The following is a 20763-nucleotide window of genomic DNA, read 5'->3' as shown; positions in this document are numbered from 1 at the left end:
CTCGTCGCGCGGCGATTTGCGTTCCTCAGCGGAGGTGAGAGGGCTGACGAGGGTAACGAGGCCACCCGCCCCTGCGCGCGCCGCCCAGGGCTTCTATCACCGAAGCCGACAGGTGAGGGCTATCCTCGGGGTTGCCTTAACGGAGTTTGGTGGAGTCGAGGGTCACCAACTTAGACAACTTCGGGTATGCCGGTTTCGGGCATGCACCCGCCCGCCGTTAGGGGAGCCTTCACTGAGGGCCGGAAACAGGGCACGATCGGCGACCCTGTTCACCAGCCCGGCGGTTCGGGCAGTTCCGCTACTCGACGCCCTTGCAGTCGGACGCGTTCGGTAGTGCTGGCAGCTTGGTGCCACGTGGACGTTTAGCCGGTGTTGGCAGCGTAGACATCTCATCCTGTCCACTGGCGTGCGTGATGCGCGCTGCGCCTACGCACAGGGCGAGCTGAAGGGCGGCCCACAGCTATGGACGAGCTTGTTTCTCCAGGTAGTTCATGACCACTTGGTGCGCCCGCCACCCGTCCGGGAACTTCGGTGGTACGTCGAGGTAGACCGGGCTGCTGCGGGGATGTCGGTCCAGGAGGTCGGTGATGCCGGCGCGGGCCACGACGATGCAGGCGAAGCGGTGGCGGGAGAGCAGAACGCACAGGCGCCCGGTCTCCAGGTGGAAGGCGGATGCATCCTGACGGCCGGAGAGCGGGTGCCAGACCAGTGTGACGTCGAACTCGCGGCCCTGGAGACGGTTGGCGGTGTCCACGGTGATGCGCGTGAGACCCCGCGTCTCCAATCGCGACCGTACCGAGTCCGCCTGGATCGTGCGGGCGGCGCCGATCGCGATGCGGGACTCGGTGAGCGGCTCTCCGTTCACCAGCGCGCCTCGCTCCAACAACCGGGCCGCTGTTTCTGCCAGGGCTTCGGCCACCTCGGGGTCATCGTCGAGGGTGTGCCGACCCGGAAGCTCCAGCAGACCCCAGCCCGACCCTGCCGCGCAGGCGAGGACGGCGTCCGACGGTGTTGCACGGTGAGGTGCGGTGCCGTACGTGAGGACGCGGTCAGCCGCCTTGGTACCGGAGACGAAGGAGTAGAAGGGATAGAATGCCCTCTGCACGAGAGGGGCTGCCATCTCCGGCAGCCGCCAGGAGACCGGTAGTTCGTGCCGCAGCAGGTCGGAGTTGTGCGCCAGCGCTACGTCGACGGCGTTGCGCAGCGGGTCCCAGGTCAGTCCCTGCCAGCGGTCGGTGTCCACTGTGGCGAAGGGATCCAGCTGCCCGGGATCGCCGACGAAGAGGACTTGTGAGTCCTTCTCGGAGAACAGCGGTGCCGTCGCCAGCAGCGCGTCCGACCGCATCTGGTAGGCCTCGTCCACGATGGCCCAGCGCCATGGCGCGCACTTCTCGCGGGGGACGTGCGACCATTTCTTGGCAGTGGAGACGACGACCGGCAGCTCGCGGAGGGCGGGTGCCTCGTTGCTGCCCCGCACGTTGGCGTGCCGGCGCACCCGTTCGGGCAGGACGAAGTCCTTCTTGTGCAGGCGGCCGACGGGGAGGTCCGAGTACTCCCGGGCGATGTTGTCGACCAGGTCGTCGACCTGTTCGTTGGTCTGCGCGACGATCATCACCTGATGGCCGGCCGATGTCAGGTGGCCGGTGGCGCGCTTGACCAGCGTGGACTTTCCCGCGCCTGGTGGAGAGTCCACCACGATGCCGCGTCCGGTGGTCGAGTCCAGGCCGGACAGCACGTCGGCGACCGCCCGGTCGGCGAGGGCGCCGGGTGACGTGCCGCTGTCGGGTTCCGGAGTGGCTGTCATTCCCAGACCTCTTCCGCGTCCTCGTCGGTGGGTTCGTACGGCTGTGGCGGACCGCCGTGGGTCCAGGGGGTGTCCTCCTCAGCCGGGAGCGAGGACGGCATGTTCTTGGGATCGATCGACGTGAAGGTGATCGTCTCGCCGAGGTCGGCCATGGTCCCCTCAGGCGCGGGCGGCTTGCGCTTGTTGCCGAAGCCGCCGTTCAGCTGGATCAGCACGGCGGACCCGGCTCCGTCGGGGGCGACGTCTAGGATCTCGGCCTTCTGCCTCGGTCTTGCCGGGGACTTGACCGCCGTTCCCGCCGCCATGGACACGGGAATTTCGCAGTGCACGGTGATCGTCGGGCGCCACAGAGGGGATCCGGGCCGCGCCCCGGGGATGGTGCGCTCTTCCTCCCGGGCCGTGACCACGCCCGTGAACGCCTCGCCCGTCAGTTCGTACTCCGCCATCACCAGCGGATCGTCATACGCGCGCTCGGCGTCGTACCGCTCCTGGGCCTCCTCCATACGGGCGAGGCGGCGGGCTGCGCCCACCGCGTGATCGCGGCGGGCCTGTGGGCGCCCGTCATCGTCCAGATAGGTCGCGTACTCGCCGAACAGACGCCGGTCGTATGCCCGCCGTTCGGCGACGTGGTCCCCTGCGGGAAGCTCGCGCAACAGGCGGACGCCGTGCCACATCAGCTGCCAGGTCGGCAGCATCTGGGCGTGCAGCTCGCGGTCGATGGTGCGAGCGGCGGCGTCCCGCGCCCGCTCTCCGGTTGCGCCGTTGTACTTCGTGATCAGTTCGTCGAGCGTGCGGTCGAAGACCGGGTCGGTCGTCGGCCCGGCGGGCGGCCACGCCGCGGGGTCTTCGCGCTCCCGGGCGGTCTCGGCCCCGGTGCATCCGGCGGGGGGATCGATCCAGCCGAGCAGGGACGCCAGGTTCGCGTTCTCGGTGGGGCTCTGCCCGGTGGCCCAGTGGGCAGAGAGGGACCGCGTCATGGCCTGGAGCAGGGCGGAATCCGGGAACTCGGCCCGGTCGGCGAACCAGGTCAGCCACTTTCCGAGCAGGGGTACGGATGGGGAGACGGCATGTGGACCATCTGTCGCGCGCAGCCGGGTCAGACGGCCCAGCAGCCGGACGTACGTGATCCCCCCAGCGTTCGGGACGAGGAGCTGGGGTGCGCGCAGGGGCCGCTCCCGCTCCTCCTTATCCTTGCCGCGCCCGACCGTGTACGGCTCTTTCGGCGCGGCGCGGCATTCCTCGAAGTAGGGCAGGAGGAGGTCCGCGAGGCTCTCGACGAAGCCGAAGCGCTCGGTTCGGTCGTGGGGGCGGCGAACCGTCAGAAGCGCCGGGTGGTCGGGATCCGTCCCGGCGAGAGCTGCGAGTGGCGCGCAGGCCTCGCCGGCGAGGGTGAGCGGGATGAGGACGAACGGGGTGTCGTCCACATGCTCGTGGCGCACGGTCGTCAGCCGCTCGGCGTATTCCGACGTGGATGCCCGCAGGGCGGCCACCGTGGCGATGACGCTCACGCGGTCGCACCTCCACGCAGTCGACGGAGTCGTTCGGCGGCCCGCAGCCGGATGATGACCGCCTCCTCGGCGGGGCCCGGGGCGCTGGTGCCGTCGAGGTGGCGGAGGGCGGTCCGGGTGGAGTCGATGCCGGGAAGACTGTTGCGCACCACTCCACCCAGTCGGGCCGGGGAGGCGCAGTCAGTGGCCTCGTCCCGGCAGTAGCGGGACATCTCGCAGAACGAGAGGCAGTCGGGGGTGAAGCTTGCGTCCAGCTCCCGCATCGTGGCGTCGATCTCGGCCTTCGGCCGTTCGGCGTCGAGCGTCGCGTCGGGAGAGAGGGCGTGGGCCAGGTCTTCGGCCCGGCGCAGACGCGATAACTGGAACCGCAGGGCATCGAGTTCCTGGCGGAGGTCGATCAGCTTTCCGTAGGGCCGGTTGGAGAAGTCCTTAGGGCAGATGAGAAGGAACCTGTGGGCGATCGCCTTGGGATCGAGGCCGAGTTCGGTGAAGGTCTGTCGCAGGGCGAGGACGCTGACCGCGGCCTGTTTCGTGGTCTGGGCGACCGCCGAGGGGTTCGCCTGGCCGTCGATGGCCGGGAAGGAGCGGATCTCCACCACGTAGAACCGTCCGCCGGTGCGGTGGCTGAGGGCTTGCGGTATCACGTGGGCGGTCTGACCGGCGACCTCCAGGGTCAGGACGGGGCGGTCCAGAATCAGCCGCTCGTCGGCGCCGGCCGCCAGGCGGTTCAGAAGCCGCCGACTCTCGCCCGCCCGCACCGCGAGCGAAGTGTCGCCGCCCACCTCGGTCAGATCGGCTACCGCGGCTTCCTCGACGGGGACGTCGAGTTGCTCCCGGAGCAGGCGGATGAGCTCCGCGTAGCCGCCCCATTTGACCAGGGCCTCGAAGCTCTGCTCGCGCCGGATCGCGAAGGGGGACTGGCCGAAACGCGGCTCATGGCCAAGGCGTTGGGCGAGCAACGCCTTGTCCACGCCCGCTGCGTCGAGTACGGCGCGGCGGGAGCAGGCCGGGTTGGCCGTGAGGGCGGTGATCTTGCGTGCCGTGTACTCCTGCGGGGGCCGCGGTCCGCGCAGGACGGCGAGCCTTCCCGGAGAGGGGGGAGAGGGGTGCTGCGGAGGCATCTTCTCTTCTTACGCGGAATTCTGTGGCGGCACCGGAGGAATCCGGTAGTCGGTCAGATGGTGAAGCCGGCTGAACCGCGCAGGGCATCGTGCAGGGGCGGGGCCCCGAAGAGCTGCTGTACTTCTGTGAGTTGGCCGCGTGCGCGGTCGGCGGTCGTGCGACGTAGGGAGTAGTCCGCCTCCTGGTGCACTGCGGCCTCCGTGCGTGCTGCGGAGATCACGCGTTCGGGGTCGATTTCCTCGTCGTCGTACGCGCCGGGGATGTTGAGCGCGAAACGGCGCAACAGTTGGCGGGCTGCGCCGGAGGGCGCGTGCCCGGCGACGTCGAGCCGCAGGATCTGCTCGGCGGTGCCGATGGCGTGGACAAGGAAGTCGGCACGCGGGCTCAGTGGGCCGACGATGCGCTGCTCCAGGGGCCAGACGGATACGGCGAGGAGACCGCGGGCGGGTGTGAGCCGGTCGTGGGTGAGGGCGGCACAGATGTAGTAGGGGCGGGCGTAGCCCTGTGCGGTGAAGGACCTTTCCTCGTCCCGGCGGAGGGAGGCGAGTTTCGTCGCGACCAGCGGCTCGGTGAAGAAGGCCTGGTATACGGATGAGATCAGCTTGGGCGACGCGGGAGCGCCGAGCAGGGTGAGTGCCTGGTGCACCTGCTCGCGGACCGGGACGGCGCCGTGGGTGGACTGCTTCCCGTGGGCCTGGAGCCGGAACGAGGATGCGGTCCCGGCGGTGGTGGCAGGTGCCGGGGACCCGGCGGGTGAGGAAGGAGCCGCGGCAGGTGGCGCGGCCCCCTCCGCCTCCTCGGCGTCGAGGGCTTGCTCCCACGCGGCCTCCGCCTCGCGCAGTTCGGCGCGGATGCGGGCGGTGGCCGCGTTGTCGCGGGCGCGTCGAGCCTCTCGCAGGAGGGCGCGCAGGCGCGACAGGCGTTCCTCGAGCTCCTCCAGCGATGCGGTCATGGGCGCACTGTACCGCCGATCCCTTTGATTTCCAAGTTTCTCCAAAGAGTTCCAAAGTTGTGCGCTACGCTCGGCGGCACGGCCTCGGGGTTCACGACGGCCGGTCTAACTCCGTGCTTCGGCCGGGAGGGGGAACGACATGACGTGCGACGTGCCGTGGCGTGTGCCGCAGTGGATGACGGGGGACGAGGGGCCGGTCCGGATCGGGCCGGGCACAGGAGGGGGAGCGGACGAGCCGCACGTCTGCCTGGCCCGCGACGCGGCGAAGGCCCGGCCAGGACTTCGGGCGCGGGTGCCGTCGCAGCTTCCCCGGGAAGAGCACGAGACCTTCACGCTCGGTCCCGTGTGCGCGGCACTGGACCGGATCGAGTTCGGCGGCGCCACGGTGGACGAGGCGCTCGGAGCCCTGTCCGGCCACCGGCCTGCTCTGCACGAGGGGCATCGGACCTACGTGGAGCACGCGGTGCGGCAGTACACGAGCCAGGGGCCGGACGCCTTCGTGCCCGTCCAGCCGTACTGGGCGGTGCGCAAGGACAATGGTCGGCGCTGGGAGCTCTACGCATGGTGGCGCCGCTACCAGTCGGCCGACGGCACGGTGCGCGAGTACCGGCGGCTGAGACACGGGGACGCCCGTGCGTCGAGCCGGGGTGAGATCGCGGTCGCCGCGTACACCGCGGCGTTCGGAGCCGACGCGGCGTGGCCGCGCCGCTGGAACCAGGAGTTCGTGATCCACGGCTCTCCCGGGCCCGTCGCGAGGGTCAGGATCATCGAGATCGGCCTGGGCGACGGATCGCGGACCGTTCAGTTCGACGGAACTGCGGAGGAGGCCAAGGCGTACTACGAGGCGCACGGCGGCCCCCACGTGAGGAATGTGGTCAGGGGCGGTCCGGAGCGCCCCGGGGCGGCCTGCTTCGACTGCAAGCAGTTCACCGGGTGTGAGGCGGTGCCCCGGTCTCCGGGGGTACTGGCACTGTCCTCCCGCCGGTTACCGCTGCGGAAGGTGTCCATCAGCGACCTCAGGTACCACGCCGCCTGCCCTGCGCAGTCCCTGCTGCGCTTCCTGCACCTGCCGAAAACAGGCGAGTACAGCGACGCGGCCAAGCTCGGCCAGGCCGTGCACGGTTGGGTCGAGGCGCTCCACCGCCGCACCGGCCCCATTCCCTGCACGCGCGGCGACATGCCCCCGCCGGGGGAGAACTGGACCGCCGGCCGGTGGAGGGTCCCGGACGAGGAGGCGGAGACGGGCCGCGCCATGCTCCTGCAGCATGTGGACTCGTGCCCCTTCCAGCTCCCCGAGGCCATCGAGCGGGTCGAATGCGAACCGACCCGGGTGTTTCACGACACGGCGGCCCAGGCGCTGGTCGTGGCCAAACCCGACCTGCTCTACAGGGAGGACGGTTCCTGGGTATGGCGGGAGCTCAAGACCACCCGCACTCCTGCCCGCATCGGCAAGGATCCGTTGGACGCGTATCCGCAGCTCGCCCTGGCCGTCGTCCTGCTTGCCCAGGGGGAGCTGGGCGGTGACCCCTCCGGATCGAGGGTGGAACTGGAGGTCCTCCGTCCCGATGGATCCGACCCCCACGTCATCGACCCGATGGACGCGGAGCGCCTGGCCAAGGCGCGAGCGGTGCTCCAACGGTACGCCGGCCCCTGGCGGGAGGACCGTGCGTGGGAGGCACGGCCGGGCGGGCACTGCCACCAGTGCCCGGTCTCGCGGTGGTGCCCGAGCGCCCAAGCCCCTGCCGACGCGGAGGAGAAGGCATGATCACCCAGACCCCACCGAACTCCGGGGCAGCCCGATCCGGCCTGGTCTCCCGACCGTCCGCGGGCTCGGACGAACCCCTGCTCCGGGAGATCGCCAGTGCGCTGGTCCGTCTGTCCCGGCAGCGCGGCGTGCCCCACCCGATCTATCCGGCCCAGGTCCAGAACGCCTACAACCGACTCGTCCTGCACTGCCTGCGACACGGAGTCGAACCGCCGGGCAGCATTCCCGAGATGGTGCGCTGGGCCTGCGAACGACCGCTGACGGGCTGGCCGCTGGACCTGCCTCCCGAAGCCCGTGGGGCCGCCGGCACGCTCGTGGATCCCCAGACGAGACTGCCGCACCAGCTCTGCCTCGAGTGGGAGGTGGATGCGGCGGACCCCGCCGCGGAGATCTTCGAGAACCAGCGCATGCTGGAGGCACTCACCGTATGCCGGGCAGCAGGCGATCCTGCGGCGTACACCGCCTTCCGGTCCCTGCTGACCACCCGGCCCGTACTCACCGGCGCGGAGCTCGCCCTGCTCGGCGGGGACCCGGAGTGCGGACTCCTGCTCCACCACGTCATCAGACAGTGCTACGAACCCGTCCCTGCGACCTATCGACGCGACGGCGGGTACCAGCAGTGCGGACGCTGCCGCTGCCTGATGGTGCCACTGCCCGGCGGAGGTCACCGCTGCGAGCTGGACCGCTGCCGCCGTGACGCCACCGCGGCTGTCCCCGTTCCGGTACGTCCCGACCGCAGCGGGCTCCACCAGCTCAGCCGCCCCCTGCGGATGTTCGTCACCAGTCCGGGCCTGGCAGAGAACGACATCGGGTCAACCCTCAAGAGACGCTTCGGCATCGACGCCGAGATGTGGCCCCAGTTCGACGCGTACGACTTGCGCGTCCCGCTGCCGGGAGGCGGGTACTGGGCCGTGGACGTCAAGGACCGGGTGAACCCGGTTTTGCTCGCACGCACACTCACCCGCTTCCGGGCCGACCCGCCCTTCGACCGAGCCTTCCTGGTCGTGCCCCGCTATCGATTCCGCGAGAACGAGGCGTACGGACGACAGTTCCGCCGAAATCTTCCCGAAGATCTGGCAGGGAACATCACCCTGCTCGACGACCGGACCTTCCTGCGTCTCGTGGCCGAGCAGATCGCCGACCGGACGGAAGCCGCCGGATCCCCTCGCCGCCAAGGAGACCATCATGCGTGATCGCAGCAGCTGGCACCGTCGCTGCTCCCGCCAGCTCACCGATGTATGGCCGGATGACCTCGGTGCGTTCCGGGTCGCCGATCTCCTCGACGTCGAACTGGGCCTCTATCTGCTGCAGAGCGTGGCGCCCACGCGCGCCGCACTCGACGTGTGGCCCCTCCTCGGCGGATACCCCCACAGCGAAGCGCTCGGGGACGTCCGCTCCGACGAACAGCGGCTGCGCATCCTGCGCGCCCGCCACCACCTGTGGGTCCTCAGACGCGGACACGCTTGGTCTGAAGCGCTGGAGTCGTACCTACGCGTGCCGCAGCAGCTGCGCGGATACGACCTCGAAAGCGTCGACGCGGTCCCGCGTCAACGCGTACCCGCCCGGGCAGCGCGTCGTTTCGAGGTGTTCGAAGGGCTGCTCACCACAGGACCCGAGTTCGCGACCCGCCGTGTTCCGCTCGCTGGGTCGGGCGAGCACACCTTCCGGGCCCAGGACCGGCTCCACTCGGTCGAGATCACCGACGACCTGCTGCTCGGCGCCCTCCCCAGGTCGCACGCCCTCGACGCGGCACCCGCCGGGCGCGGGGAACCCGTGGACGTGACCTGGGAAGAACTCGAGTCGGCGGCCGCAGCCATGGACGCGAAGGAGGAGGTCATCGGTGGCTCCCGAAGCGGATGGCGCGGTCGACTGAGCCGTGTCCGGTTACTCGTCCGGGACGAGGCCCTCGGTCGGTTCACGCGGGGCGAGCGCCTCAGGATCGACCAGCTGCTCCACCTGGTCGGCATGGTCGGTGCGGGCAAGTCGACCCTCCGTGACATCCTCACCTACCACCTGGTCACTCGGACGTCGCGCCGTGTCACCCTGGTCGTCGGCGACGTCGCCGAAACCCTGGCCGTCGTGGAGCTGTTCAAGCGGCTCGGGGTAGCGGCGGCACCCATCCTCGGCCACTCCACGCGAGAGCGGAACATCGGACGCCTGCACCGCCGCACCGCGGTGGCGGGCGCCGACACCATGCTGGGACACGACCACCCCGGCTTCGCATACCTGAGCAGTGCCTGCCCCGTGGACGTGCTGCGCGGCATGGAGGCACGCAGGCCCCTCGGCATCAGGGAAGCCCCGTGCCTCGGGCTGTACCCCGCTGTGGACCAGGAAGAGACCCCGGACGATCCACTGGTCGAAGCGGAGAACCCGGCCGGCCGAAGGTCGTGCCCCAAGCCCCAGCGGAAGTTGTGCCCGCTGTGGAACCGCTGTCCGAGACATCGCGGCGCCCGGGACCTCGTCGATGCCCGCGTCTGGGTTGCGACCCCTGCCGGGCTGGTGCATAGCTCCGTGCCCCAGCACCAGCACGACGAGCAGATCCGTTACCTGGAACTCGCCTGCCGACTCAGCGACCTGATCATCGTCGACGAGGCGGACCGCGTGCAGATGCAGCTCGACACCGTGTTCGCCCCGGCCAGCACCCTCGTCGGCACCTACCCGAACTCATGGTTCGACGAGGTCGCCGTCCACAAGTTCCAACAGATGGCCCGAGACGGGCGGCTCCAGCTGTCCGAACGCGACGTCGACGACTGGACGAACGCCGTCAACACCGTGAGCGCCGCCACTGACCGGCTCTATTCGCTCCTGGTCAAGGACGGGGAGCTGCGGCAGTGGATCAGCGTCGACTACTTCAGCGCGTTCACCCTGCACAACTTGCTGATCGACAGCTGGTTCCCCGGACGGGACGCGGGCGACCAACCACCGCCCGCGGCACGACTGCTGGACGAGGCGTTGCTGCGTTTCCGGGATGACCCCCTGCACGAACACGAGAGCACTGGTGACGGCGACCAGGTGACCCCCTTGGTCAACACCTTCGTCCGCCTGGCCCTCGAACTGCTCCACGCCCCCCAGGGCGCCCGCACCCGGGAACGGCTCCGCTCCACCCTCACGGCTGTCGTGGGCCACGACTCGGGAGTCCTCGACCGGATCGACGTACAGGCCCGACGCTTCGAGTTCACCCTGCTCCTCGCCGCGCTCCACAGCCGACTCGACTTCATGACCATCCTGTGGCCGCGCGTCGAGGCCGCACTCCACCTCGAGAATGCGTCAAACGTCCTCTCCCGCAGACCTCCGAAGGACTACGAGGCGGTCATCCCCGAATCACCGATGGGCAATGTCCTCGGCTTCCAGTTTCGCCTCACGGACTCGGAGCGCGACGGTGACCGCAGCGGTGAGCTGCGCTTCTTCCACTGCAACGGTGTGGGGCGCGAACTCCTCATGCGAATGGGCGACCTGTGTCGGGTGGACAGTCGACCCGCCCCCCACGTTCTGCTCATGTCCGCGACCAGCTGGGCCGGCACTTCCAGCCGGTACCACCTGCACGCCGATGTGGGAGCCGTGCTTCGCCCGCGGGACGAGGAGGTCGAGGCCGTCCTCGGCACCGAGTTCCGCAAGGAGTTCCTCCACTGGCCGGGCAGCGAAGGGCCGCGGCCCCTGCGGCTGTCGGGCTGCCCCCCGAAGGAGCGGCCCCAGGCGCTCGTCGAGATGCTCCGGCAGCTCGCGGTTCCTGACCGCAGCCTGCCCGGCGCGTCCAGCATGCTCGACACCGAGCTGGACGAGATCCCCGACCAGGATCGACGCCGCATCCTGCTCCTCGTCGGCAGCTACGACGAGGCGCGGCGCGCGGCCGAGTACCTCAACGGGATCCCCGAGTGGAACGGCCGTGTCGTCCAGCTCGTCTCGGACGACGCGGACGCCGACACCGCCTGGGCCCGGCTGCCGGAGGACCCCGCGGTGCGCACCCTCACCCGAGGTGACGTGCACTCCTTCGCGAAGATCGGCGGCGAACTCCTGATCGCGCCGCTGCTCGCGGTGGAACGAGGGCACAACATCGTGCTGAGCACGGGCAAGGCCGCGATCGGCAGCGTCTACTTCCTCGCCCGGCCCCACCCGCGGCCCGACGACATCGCCCTCGCCATCCAGTCGATCAACGATTGGGCGGTACGCCAGCTCCGGGACACCGGAAGGGTCTTCACACAGGCGACGCTCGCGGCTGCCACGCCGCACCAGGCCGCCATCGGGTTCCGTAGTCGCGCCCGCCGCCAGTGGAACCGGTACCTCACCCGCCGAATGGCCTGGTCCAGTCTCCGGGACGACGAGAAGGTCGCCTTCACCTGGGACCAGCTGGTCGTGATGTGGCAGGTGATCGGCCGCCTCGTACGTGGCGGTGTGCCTGCCAGGGTGGCCTTCGTGGACGCCGCCTTCTCACCCCGCGAGGCGGGATTCGAGGCTGTCGACACCCCGGACACCAGCCTGCTGGCGAGCATGCGCGCCGTGCTGGCCCCCTACTTCGACGAGCCCGGCATCGTCGCTCAAGGTGCCGAAGCTCCGCCGGAACCCTCTCTGATCGACAAGTCGCTCGTCCGCGAGCTGTACGAGCCGCTCTACCGCGCCCTCGTCGACATGGGCTGAGACCCGCGGCTGCCCATCCGCACCCCGAACCTGTTTACGCACCTTCCTCCGATCAGGAGACTCACAAGATGGCGTACCAGCACGTACGGACCGCCTCGTACATGCCTGACCCGACACAGGGGCCTTTCCCCGTCCTACGGCACACCCTCTCGCTGCCCGCTCACTGGGAGGAGCCGCTCGGCCAGCTGCGTGACCATGGCCGGCCGGAAGGCCGATGGCACGGCCCACGCCGCATCCCCACCCGGGAGATCAACCAGCTGATCCGCACCACCGCCCCGGACGTCGTCACCGTGGCGTCCAACGCCACCTTCGGAACGGACTCCCCCTGGCTCTACTGCACCGAGCCGTTTCCCACCCCGGTGACCAACCTCTACGCCGCCACCTGGCTCAGAAACCTCCCCCGCCATCCCGATGATCCGGACGCACGGCGTCTGCTCGCGGAGTGCTTCCGCGAGCTGGACACCGGAAGCCTGACCTGGCGCGCAGACACCATCGACCTGCTCGAACAACAGCCTTCTCCCGGTGGCACCGCCAAGCCCACCCGTCTGGTGTACCGACTGCTCCCCGACGAACTGGCCGCACGCATCGCACGTCAGGGTGCCTACGAGCACGGAGGCCGGCAACTCACCTTCCACCAGGTCGCCGGCGCCGGCGGCGGGTACGACGCCGGAAGCAGCAGCGCGGAACTGATGTCGTGGCCGCCGATCGAATACCGACCCGCGGGTAGGGGCGGCGAGCGCAAGCCGTCGTACTACGCGGCCACCCTTCGCGTCGGCGTGCGCACCGTCCCGTTCTCGCCGGTTCCTCGGATTCACCTCAGCGCGGGAATCCGCCGGTTCGTCACCGGAAAGGTCTGGATGCCCTTCCGCAAGGGGGTCTCGGTCTACCTACTGCCAGAGATCTCGCTCGTGCCGGACGCACCGGTGTCCCGGCGACTCTCGGTTGCCATGCTGCAGTGGCGCAACGGAACCACGGATTGGAGGCAGGGCGGCCCCAGTGGCATGCTCGCCGCCGTCGCCGCGCTCGACGGGCTCCCGTCGGTGGATCGACTGGTCAAGGAGGCCGACCACTGGATCGGGGACGGGAAGGACGGCATCAGGCTGGCGGTCGGCCACCAGGCCGCCATGGGCAGACACCCCATCGGGACCGGACTGATGCCCAGCGAACGCCGCCGTCTCATCGAGTGGGCCGAGCAAGCGCTGGCCCCCGAGTTCGTCCCCGCCCCGAAGCTCCAGCGCAGCCGGTACGGTCGCCCGCCTGTCAGACAGCTCACGAAGCGGCCCTCCATGCCAAAGAACGGCACCGCCGAAGAGCTCGCCGCCCTCCTGGAACGGACGGAACGGACCGCGGCGGACAACGCGCGGGTGCGGCGTGCGGCGCTCGCCGCGACGCTGGACGGCACCGATCTCGTCGGCTTTCTGGTTCACCAGACCGACGACCAGCGGGACAGGCTCGTCGCCACCGCCGAGAGCGCGCTCGGACTCACAGAGTTTCGGCGTGAACGAGGACCGGAGACATGGGTGTGGGAGGCCGAGGAGCTCACCGTGCGGCTCCACGCCCACCCCCTGGGCGAGCTGGGATCCCCTCTCGGAGCGGAGGACCGGCCGCCGCGCGCGGGACAGGAACACGACCAGGCCATCCGTGAGCGGCGCGGACGGGTCGCCGAGGCGATGACCCGCCTGAGGGAGCAGGTGCCCGGGGCTCGGATCGCCCTTGTCGAGCTGGAAGGAAGCGAAGCGTTCCAAGGTCCCGCGAGGCGTACCGACCCCAAGTACGCGATCCGGCTCGGGTGCGCGGACGCAGGCTTGGTCACCCAGTTCATCCGCCCACTGGACACCGCAATGGACACGGCTGACGCCGAGAAGGACGCTGCCCTGCGGGCCGAAGCGGCCTGGGCGGACGGCCTTCGTCAGACCGGGATGCGCCTGGTGCCCCAGCACACTCTCGGCGATCGCATCCCTTCCGGTCTGAACCAGGTGGCCTTCCATCTGGTCGAGCGCCGGGTCGACGGTCCCACGGGCAGGGCACAGTTCACCCCGATCGCCGTGCTGCTCCGGCCGGACGCACCATGTGTCCTCGGACGGACCGCGGACACCTCCGAGTGGATGTCCTACCCGGACCTGCTCCGGATCCTGACCGGACGAGTGCGGGGGAATGACCTGAGGACCTCGGCGCAGCAGTCGGCAGTCACGGCTGCCTTCATCAGGAGGACCCTGGCGAGTCTGCGCGGCACGCCGACCTTGGTCCTGTCCCACGCACAAGACGTGCGCAAGCGCTGGCCGTGGCTCACCAACGGCGGGCTCGAGGTGGATCGGATCGGCCTCGACGGGGGCCCCGCGCAGCGAATCGGTCTCTACGGCAAGCACCTTCGTGTCGTCAGGGTCGCTGACAGCGGCCGTGACGAGACGCCCCAGTGGTGGGCGGAACGGGAGGAGCGCGAGGAAGAGCTGGCCGGGCAACAGCGGGGCGGCTTCGGCATGGGACTGTGGGTGCCCGACGAGCCCGGAGCCCCCGGCCGCGTCTTCTACAGCACGGCGGACAAGGCGAGCACACAGACGAAGTTGACGAACGACGATGCGAAGCTGACCCCTCACGTCAACCCCGCCGGCCGGAGCGCCCACCGGCCGACGGTGAACGCGTGGAACCCCGAGCTACTGGAGCTCACCCTGGCCTGCCTTCAGCCCGGCGACGACCCCGAGGCATGGGCCGCGTTCGTCCACCAACAGCGCATCTGCAAGGACGACTACCGGGACGTGCTCGGCCTGCCGCTTGCTCTTCACCTCGCACGGCTCGCGGACGAGTACGCGCTGCCGCACGACGAGGAGGAGGCCGTGGACCCGACAGCGGGGCCGGTCGTAGGGACCGGCGTCGAAGACGGCCCAGGGCAGCTCGCATTCGACTTCGACACCGATGAGGACGACGAGGACCAGGCACATGGGAACGCGTGACACGAAGGCGGCCGCGCGGGCCGTCGGGTTCGCCGACCGCATCTTCGATCAGGAGAAAATGCGGGACGCGAACGCCGTACCGGAGCCGGAGGGCGGTGAAGCGACGGCCGCAGCCGTCGAGCACCTGGGCAAACGGTTCGCGACACTGCCCGGGATGGTTCGCCACGCCTTCGGCCGGACCCGGGACCACGCGGGCAACCTTTCGAGTGATCCACTGCAGGGCCTGTCCGAGATCGTGCAGAATTCGGAGGATCTCGGTGCCTCAGAAGTGCGCATCCTCACCAGGGAGCGAGACCTTCTTGTTGCCCATAACGGTGCCCCGGTGCGGTTGCCGGACGTAGTGGCCCTGGCCATGCCGTGGCTGTCCAGCAAGGCGGACGAAGCCGAATCCACAGGCCGGTTCGGCATCGGGCTGATGACGCTGCAGTCGCTCTCTCCCCATCTGGAAGTGCACAGTGGCCACTACCGGGTGCGCATCGGCGATCCTTATGTCTCCGTCGCCGAACCGCTTGTCGTACCCGACTGGTTCGCGGACGACGCCTGGACCGTGCTCCGCGTTCCCTTCGCACCCGGTGCGCTTGACGCGGAGAGCGTCGACGGGTGGCTCGCTGCCTGGACCTCCGGCGCGCTGCTCTTCCTCGACCACGTATCCGACATCACGCACCTGGATACGCAGGGCGGCGTCCGGCACCGGCTCGCTCTATCCCGGGAGCCCGGACCTGGCTTCGAGGCCGAGGTCGGCGGTGGACCGGCAGAGGTGGGGACGCACCTCGCCCGCGCGTCCACTGGAACTCGATGGCTGGTGTGCCGTACCACAGTGCCCAGTCCCTCGGGCATCGACAGGGCGCACAAGGCTGCCGGACCCACCACGACTCTCGCCGTCGCCCTCCCGCTCGGACACGGCGGTCCCGGACGGATCCACGTCGGTCTGCCGGTTCAGGAGATCGGGCCGGCCCTCTGGACGAGTGCGCAGTTCGACCCGCTCGCCAGCCGGCAGGCGCTCGACGAAACCCCGTGGAACCGTGCGCTCGTTCCCTTGGTGGCCGATCTGTGGACGGCAGCCGTTCTGCGGCAGTTCCGGCAGGATCCGGTGAACGCCTGGAGTGCTGTTCCCCTGCCGGATCGCGTCCGTGACGGGCACAATCCGGCTGCCGTGATGGAACAGCGGTTGCTCGACCACGCCCGGCGTCTGGTGTCCGCGAAGCTGCTCCTGGAGGTCCCGGGGGAGGGGCTCCTCGATCTCGAGTCGCTTGCCGTGGAGGACGAAGAACTCGAAGGTGCCGTGACCGAGGAGGAGGTCGCCCGTCTGGCTGATGTGCCCGCCGCGCTGCCCGGAGCGATGCGAGATCCGGACGGCAGGTGGCGGGAGGTGCTGTCGGATTGGGAGGAGAACGGTGTCGGCGCACCGGCCCGGGTCGAGGTGTACGACACGCTGGACCTCCTTGGCGACGGGAGCCGATCAGCACGAGCGACGGTCCGGCTGGTCGCGCGAGTCATCGAAACGGGCTGGAGCGACCTCCTGTCGTCACGTGATTGGCTTGTGGACAGTTCCGGTACGCAGTACGGCATGCGCGGCTCTGTACCCGTGCTGTTCGCCGCCACTCCTCGTGGGCTGGGAGTCGAACTGGGGCTCACCCGTGAGATCCACCCGGACTTTCTGGCCGACACCGACGACGCGCGGTCGGTCCGGGAATGGCTCGGCAAGCAAGGGGTACTGATCAACGACGACGACCCGGCAGCGGTGATTCAGCGTCTCGCAGACTTCGGGGGTGCGCGAGGTGGAGCTGGGCTTGTCCTCACGGATGAGCAACTCGTGGCGCTGCGGGACGGTTTCGCACACGTACCGGAGAGCCGCCGTGAGCTGTGGGGCAGGAAGGTCGGGCTAGCAGTGCGGCTCCAAGGCCACCGCTACACCACCGACGGAACGCGGGAGGACGTGGAGATCGCACCCGCCCGAGCCTATCTTCCGTCCGGGATCGACAGCGCCGAGCACGACGAGAGCTTCGCCTTCGCCGCCGGCTCGACTTCCGGCCCGGCGTGGCTGCGATCGCGTTACGCCAAGGTGTTGCAAGGCGGCAGCACCGGAGCCCTGAGATTCCTCCGGTTGCTCGGTGCTGAGACGGCCCCAAGGCCGCGTAGTTGTCCCGGGCAGCACTCACGGTTCGAACGGGGCGCCAGAGGACTTCCCTCATACCTCGCCTCGGGTTCGAAGGCACGCACGAAAGCCTTGGAGGCTCTTCGCGCGACCTACACCCTCAATGATTACGACTGCCCCGACCTGTATGCCGTGGCAACCGATATCGCGAAAGACGACGACTCTGCACGTCGCCGACGCAGGGCAGCCGCGCTTCTCCACGTACTCGGCCGCTCATGGAGTCGCTTCTCCGCACATGCCGAGGTCGGTGCGGCTTTCGACTACCACACATGGCACGACCGAGGCCGAACGGCCGCCCTATGGCTCTGGCAACTGCGCGAGGTGGCCTGGCTGGACGACCGGAACGGCACTCCGTCGAGCCCCTTCCGGCTCCGTAACCGCACCGCGGGCACCGTGGCCGTCTACGGGGACGGGGACGCCCAGTTCCTACATCCGGACATCCAGGAGCAGGCACATCGGCGTATCGAGGTGCTCCGAGCCCTGGACGTCGTCGGAGACGCCCGCCCCCGCGATCTCGTCGAGTGCCTGCGGCGGCTCCGTCGTGAGGAGAAGGACGGGGCTGAACGAAACGCCCCCGGCGCACTGATCGTCTACGAGGCCCTGGCCGAGAGCGTCACCGGAAGCGGGACTTCGGGTGGATCGGGAGAGATGCCGTTCAGCGAAGTCCTTCGCGCCTTCACCACAGGCGAAGGGCTGGTCCTCACGAACTCCGGCTGGCGGCGCCCGGGCGAGTGCCTCATCGGCGAGCCACTGTTCGGAGCGTCACGGGCCTTTGCTCCCGTGTTCACCGGTGGCGAGGCGTTCTGGACGCGGCTCGGGGCGCGTCGGCCAACCGTCGACGACGCTGTGAAGGTGATCAGGGAGTTGGCGCAGCAGGACAGGAGGGAGCGACGGAACGTTCCGGAGGGAACCACTCAATCGGTAGTCCTGGAGACCCTGAAGATGCTCCGTCGCCCCTCTGCCGTCCGGTCGGAGGAGCTGACAGCCGGGCGGCTGGGAAGACTTCCCCTCGTCACGAGCAAGGGATGGCTGAGCAAGCGGCCTGTGTACGCGGTCGAGGACCCCATGGTCGCCGACGGCTTGGGCCGCGACCACGCCGTGTGGCGGCCGGGAGCAGAGCTGGAGCAGTTCCGTCCACTGGCCGGAGCCCTGCGCCTCACGTGGATCGGGGTGGAGCAACTCAGTGTGCACAGCTCCAGTGTCGCTGCGCACGATCCGGACGCGACGGAACTGGTCCGCGCGGCTGTCACCCATCTGCGCGAGGACCTGCAACGCAACGCCCCGGAGGTGGCCCGCGGCCTGGACGGCTCCTGGGACGGACTCGCGACACTCACGGTGAGCGTGGCACCGGACCTGATCTGCCGGGTGGAACTGTCCGGCACTCCGGTGGAAGTATCCGTCGACGCCGGTGTCGACTGGGCTTCCAGCACCCTGTACGTCCGTGACCTGTCAGCGGTGAACCGGCCCTCTGCGGGCGGTGCTTCGATCGCCACCAAGTTCCCTGGACACCGCAGGGCGGCGGCCCTCGCCTGGACCGCCGCGTGTGACCGGGCGGAGCGGGGCCGCACCGCCGTGGACCTTAGCCTCGCGGAGGAACAGGTCCGCCGTGAACAGGAAGCCGCTGTCGCCGAACGCGATCGCCGACTCATGGAGATGCAGGAAGAGGCGGACCGACGTGGCCGGATGAACGGACGGGAAAGGCGTCCGGTTGCGGGAGCCTCGTCGACGATCAGTGGCCGGGCGCCCGCACTACCCGCGATCCCGCACGGCCGGGACCCTTCCGTCCCGGCCGTGCGGCCCCCCGCTTCGTTCCGCCGACTGGTGGATCCCGCCACCCTCCGTCTCGTCGTGGACCGGGGAAACCTCACGGCACCGCAATCCGGTGCCGGGCCCGCGACGGGCACCGCCCCGAAGAAGGGCCCGGCCGGCCTGCCCCAGTCCCGGCCCGGCTCGGCCGTCCCCCAGCAGCGCACCGCCGCACGTCCTTATACGGCCGTGGAGCAGGAGAAGGCGGCACTGGACCTCGTACGCCGGGCTCTGGCGCTGGACGAGACCGAGCTGCGTGACCTGAGGGCTCAGCACGGTTTGGGGGCGGACGCAGTGGACGAGCTGGCCCGGTTCTACGAACTCAAGACGTACGGCGGTGCCGAGCCGGACACGATCCAGCTCACCCCTGCGGAGTTCCAGCGGGCGATCGAAAGCGACGACTTCTTCCTTGTGGTCGTCTCCGGTTTGGAGGCCGGAGCCGCACCGGTCACCGTACGGATCATCCTGGAGCCGTTGAAGCACCTGCCCTACCGTCCGAGCAGCAACGTACTCGTCTCCGGCATCCGGGGCGCGCAGAGCCTTGTCTACCCGTTCGAGAGCACGGAGTAATCCTCGGCCGTGACTGCCATGAGAATGATGACAGCGACTTGAGAACGTGATTTCGGACCGCCCCTTAACGTGGGCGCCGAAGTGCCGCAGGGGTGGCGGCGGAGGGGACGTACCAGTATGCGCAGGGTTCCGCCGGAGATGTTCCGGTTCACCACGGGGGAGACGGCCGACTTGAACGGCGCCGTGCTCGAGGCTTTCGGGGTGGCCGGCGAGCACCTGGAGACCGCGCTCGGGCTCGACGGCGTACGGGAGCGGCTGCGTGCGGTGGGCTGGGTCTCGGACCTCGAGGACGAGGAACTGCACGAGACGCTGAAACGGCTGGTGAAGTGGGAACTCCTCGACGTGGTCCACAACCACGCCCAGAACTACCGCACGGCCGAGGAGTACGAGCGGCGCAACCTGCACTACTCGCTGACCCGTCGGGGCGAGGCCGCGCTCGCCGGGGTGCGACACGCCCTGGAGGTGCTGGCCTCCACAGGGGCGCTGCAGACGGCGGTGCTGGAGGCGATCGCCGACCGGCTCGACGAGCTGACCGTGCTGTCCGGCGAGCCTGCCGCGGCCGACCGACGGATCTTCAGCACCCTGCGGGAGCTGGAGGGTCATCTCGAGGGCCTGGTGGAGAACACCAAGGCCTTCAACGGCCAGTTGCAGAGGCTCCTTCGCACCGAAGGAGTGGATCTGGACGTGTTCCGTGAGGTGAAGGCCGCCACCGTCGCGTATCTCCAGGAGTTCCTGGTCAATCTCGACCGGCGCGGCGAGACGGTGGCCGCCGCCGTGGCCCGCGTGGAGGAGCGGGGCATCGCGGTGCTGCGTGAGCGGGCCCTGCGCGGTGCCGAGCTGCCTCCGACCCCGGGAGAGGACCCGGCAGCCGGCTGGCTGGAGAGCCGGCGGGCGCGCTGGGCGGGGCTGAGGGCCTGGTTCCTGCCGGGCGACGGGGCGCGCCCCCGGATCGAGCAGCTGCACGACATCGCCCGGCGCGCCATCGTCTCCCTCCTGCAGGTGCTGGAGCGGATCAACGAGTCCCGGCGCCGCCCCTCCAGCGCCGTACAGGACTTCCGCGAGCTCGCGCGCTGGTTCGCTGCGGCTCCCGACGAGGAGGACCTGCACCGGCTGTGGTCGGCCGCCTTCGGCCTCGGCCCGGCCCGCCATGCCCACCTCGCCCACCCGGACCCGGAGCTGATCCCCTCGTCCCACTCCTGGTCCGAGGCGCCGCCGGTACAGGTGTCGGCCCTGCTGAGGACCAGCGGACGGACCGAACGCTTCACTCGTACGGCCACGGTGCGGGACGTTGCGGCGGTCAGGGCGGAACGCGCCGAGCGGGCCCGGGCGGAGCGAGCGGAGCTGGCACGCGCCTGGCAGGCGCTGGAGACGGACGGCCCGGTACGGCTCTCCTCTTTCAGCACCCTCGACCCCGCGGCCTTCGACCGTCTCCTCGATCTGCTGGGCCGGGCGCTGGCCGCCCGGCCGGACGCGGGTGGCCGGCGACGGGCCACGACCGGCG

10 protein-coding genes are annotated in these 20763 nt (G+C 69.8%); 6 read left to right on the top strand and 4 right to left on the bottom strand.

All coding sequences use genetic code 11. The annotated features are described in order from the left end of the window. Positions 1-460: 460 nt before the first annotated feature. The 4 genes from CR470_RS02795 to CR470_RS02780 are packed head-to-tail and all read right to left on the bottom strand — an operon-like array spanning position 461 to position 5386. Positions 461-1804 carry an AAA family ATPase gene (locus tag CR470_RS02795; protein WP_097865992.1) on the bottom strand — a complete coding sequence of 448 codons (1344 nt, stop codon included), beginning with the start codon at positions 1802-1804 and terminating at the stop codon, positions 461-463. After that, the gene (locus tag CR470_RS02790; RefSeq protein ID WP_097865991.1) at positions 1801-3312 is read right to left on the bottom strand and encodes a hypothetical protein; all 1512 of its coding nucleotides are present in this window, start codon (positions 3310-3312) and stop codon (positions 1801-1803) included. The genes CR470_RS02795 and CR470_RS02790 overlap by 4 nt, the downstream gene beginning before the upstream one ends. Then, positions 3309-4433, bottom strand: coding sequence for a hypothetical protein (locus CR470_RS02785; RefSeq protein ID WP_097865990.1), 1125 nt, complete (start codon positions 4431-4433; stop codon positions 3309-3311). Before CR470_RS02785 ends, CR470_RS02790 begins: the two co-directional genes overlap by 4 nt. 53 nt (positions 4434-4486) lie before the next feature. After that, a complete protein-coding gene (locus CR470_RS02780) occupies positions 4487-5386 on the bottom strand; it encodes a hypothetical protein (protein WP_097865989.1) in 900 nt (299 codons plus the stop codon). A 139-nt stretch (positions 5387-5525) separates the two neighbouring features. Between CR470_RS02780 and CR470_RS02775 the strand changes: the two genes are divergently transcribed. The 6 genes from CR470_RS02775 to CR470_RS02750 all read left to right on the top strand — a co-directional run. Next, positions 5526-7151, top strand: a complete 1626-nt coding sequence (locus CR470_RS02775) for a PD-(D/E)XK nuclease family protein (protein ID WP_093436639.1) — start codon at positions 5526-5528, stop codon at positions 7149-7151. Further along, entirely contained in the window at positions 7148-8344 is a 1197-nt protein-coding gene (locus tag CR470_RS02770) for a restriction endonuclease-related protein (protein WP_097865988.1), read from the top strand. The genes CR470_RS02775 and CR470_RS02770 overlap by 4 nt, the downstream gene beginning before the upstream one ends. After that, positions 8337-11783, top strand: a complete 3447-nt coding sequence (locus CR470_RS02765; RefSeq protein ID WP_097865987.1) for a signal recognition particle — start codon at positions 8337-8339, stop codon at positions 11781-11783. Before CR470_RS02770 ends, CR470_RS02765 begins: the two co-directional genes overlap by 8 nt. Before the next feature lie 68 nt (positions 11784-11851). Beyond that, complete coding sequence (locus tag CR470_RS02760; RefSeq protein WP_097865986.1) at positions 11852-14731, top strand: pPIWI_RE module domain-containing protein; 2880 nt, start codon at positions 11852-11854, stop codon at positions 14729-14731. Beyond that, positions 14718-19262: a sacsin N-terminal ATP-binding-like domain-containing protein gene (locus CR470_RS02755; RefSeq protein WP_097865985.1), complete on the top strand. Its 4545-nt coding sequence runs from the start codon at positions 14718-14720 to the stop codon at positions 19260-19262. The genes CR470_RS02760 and CR470_RS02755 overlap by 14 nt, the downstream gene beginning before the upstream one ends. A 117-nt stretch (positions 19263-19379) precedes the next feature. Next, a partial coding sequence (locus CR470_RS02750; RefSeq protein WP_097866034.1) for a TIGR02677 family protein occupies positions 19380-20763 on the top strand: 1384 nt, incomplete at its 3' end.

Origin of the sequence: Streptomyces sp. rh34, assembly GCF_002551245.1 — a bacterium.
Taxonomy (GTDB): domain Bacteria; phylum Actinomycetota; class Actinomycetes; order Streptomycetales; family Streptomycetaceae; genus Streptomyces.
This window is presented reverse-complemented; position numbering and strand designations above follow the sequence as displayed.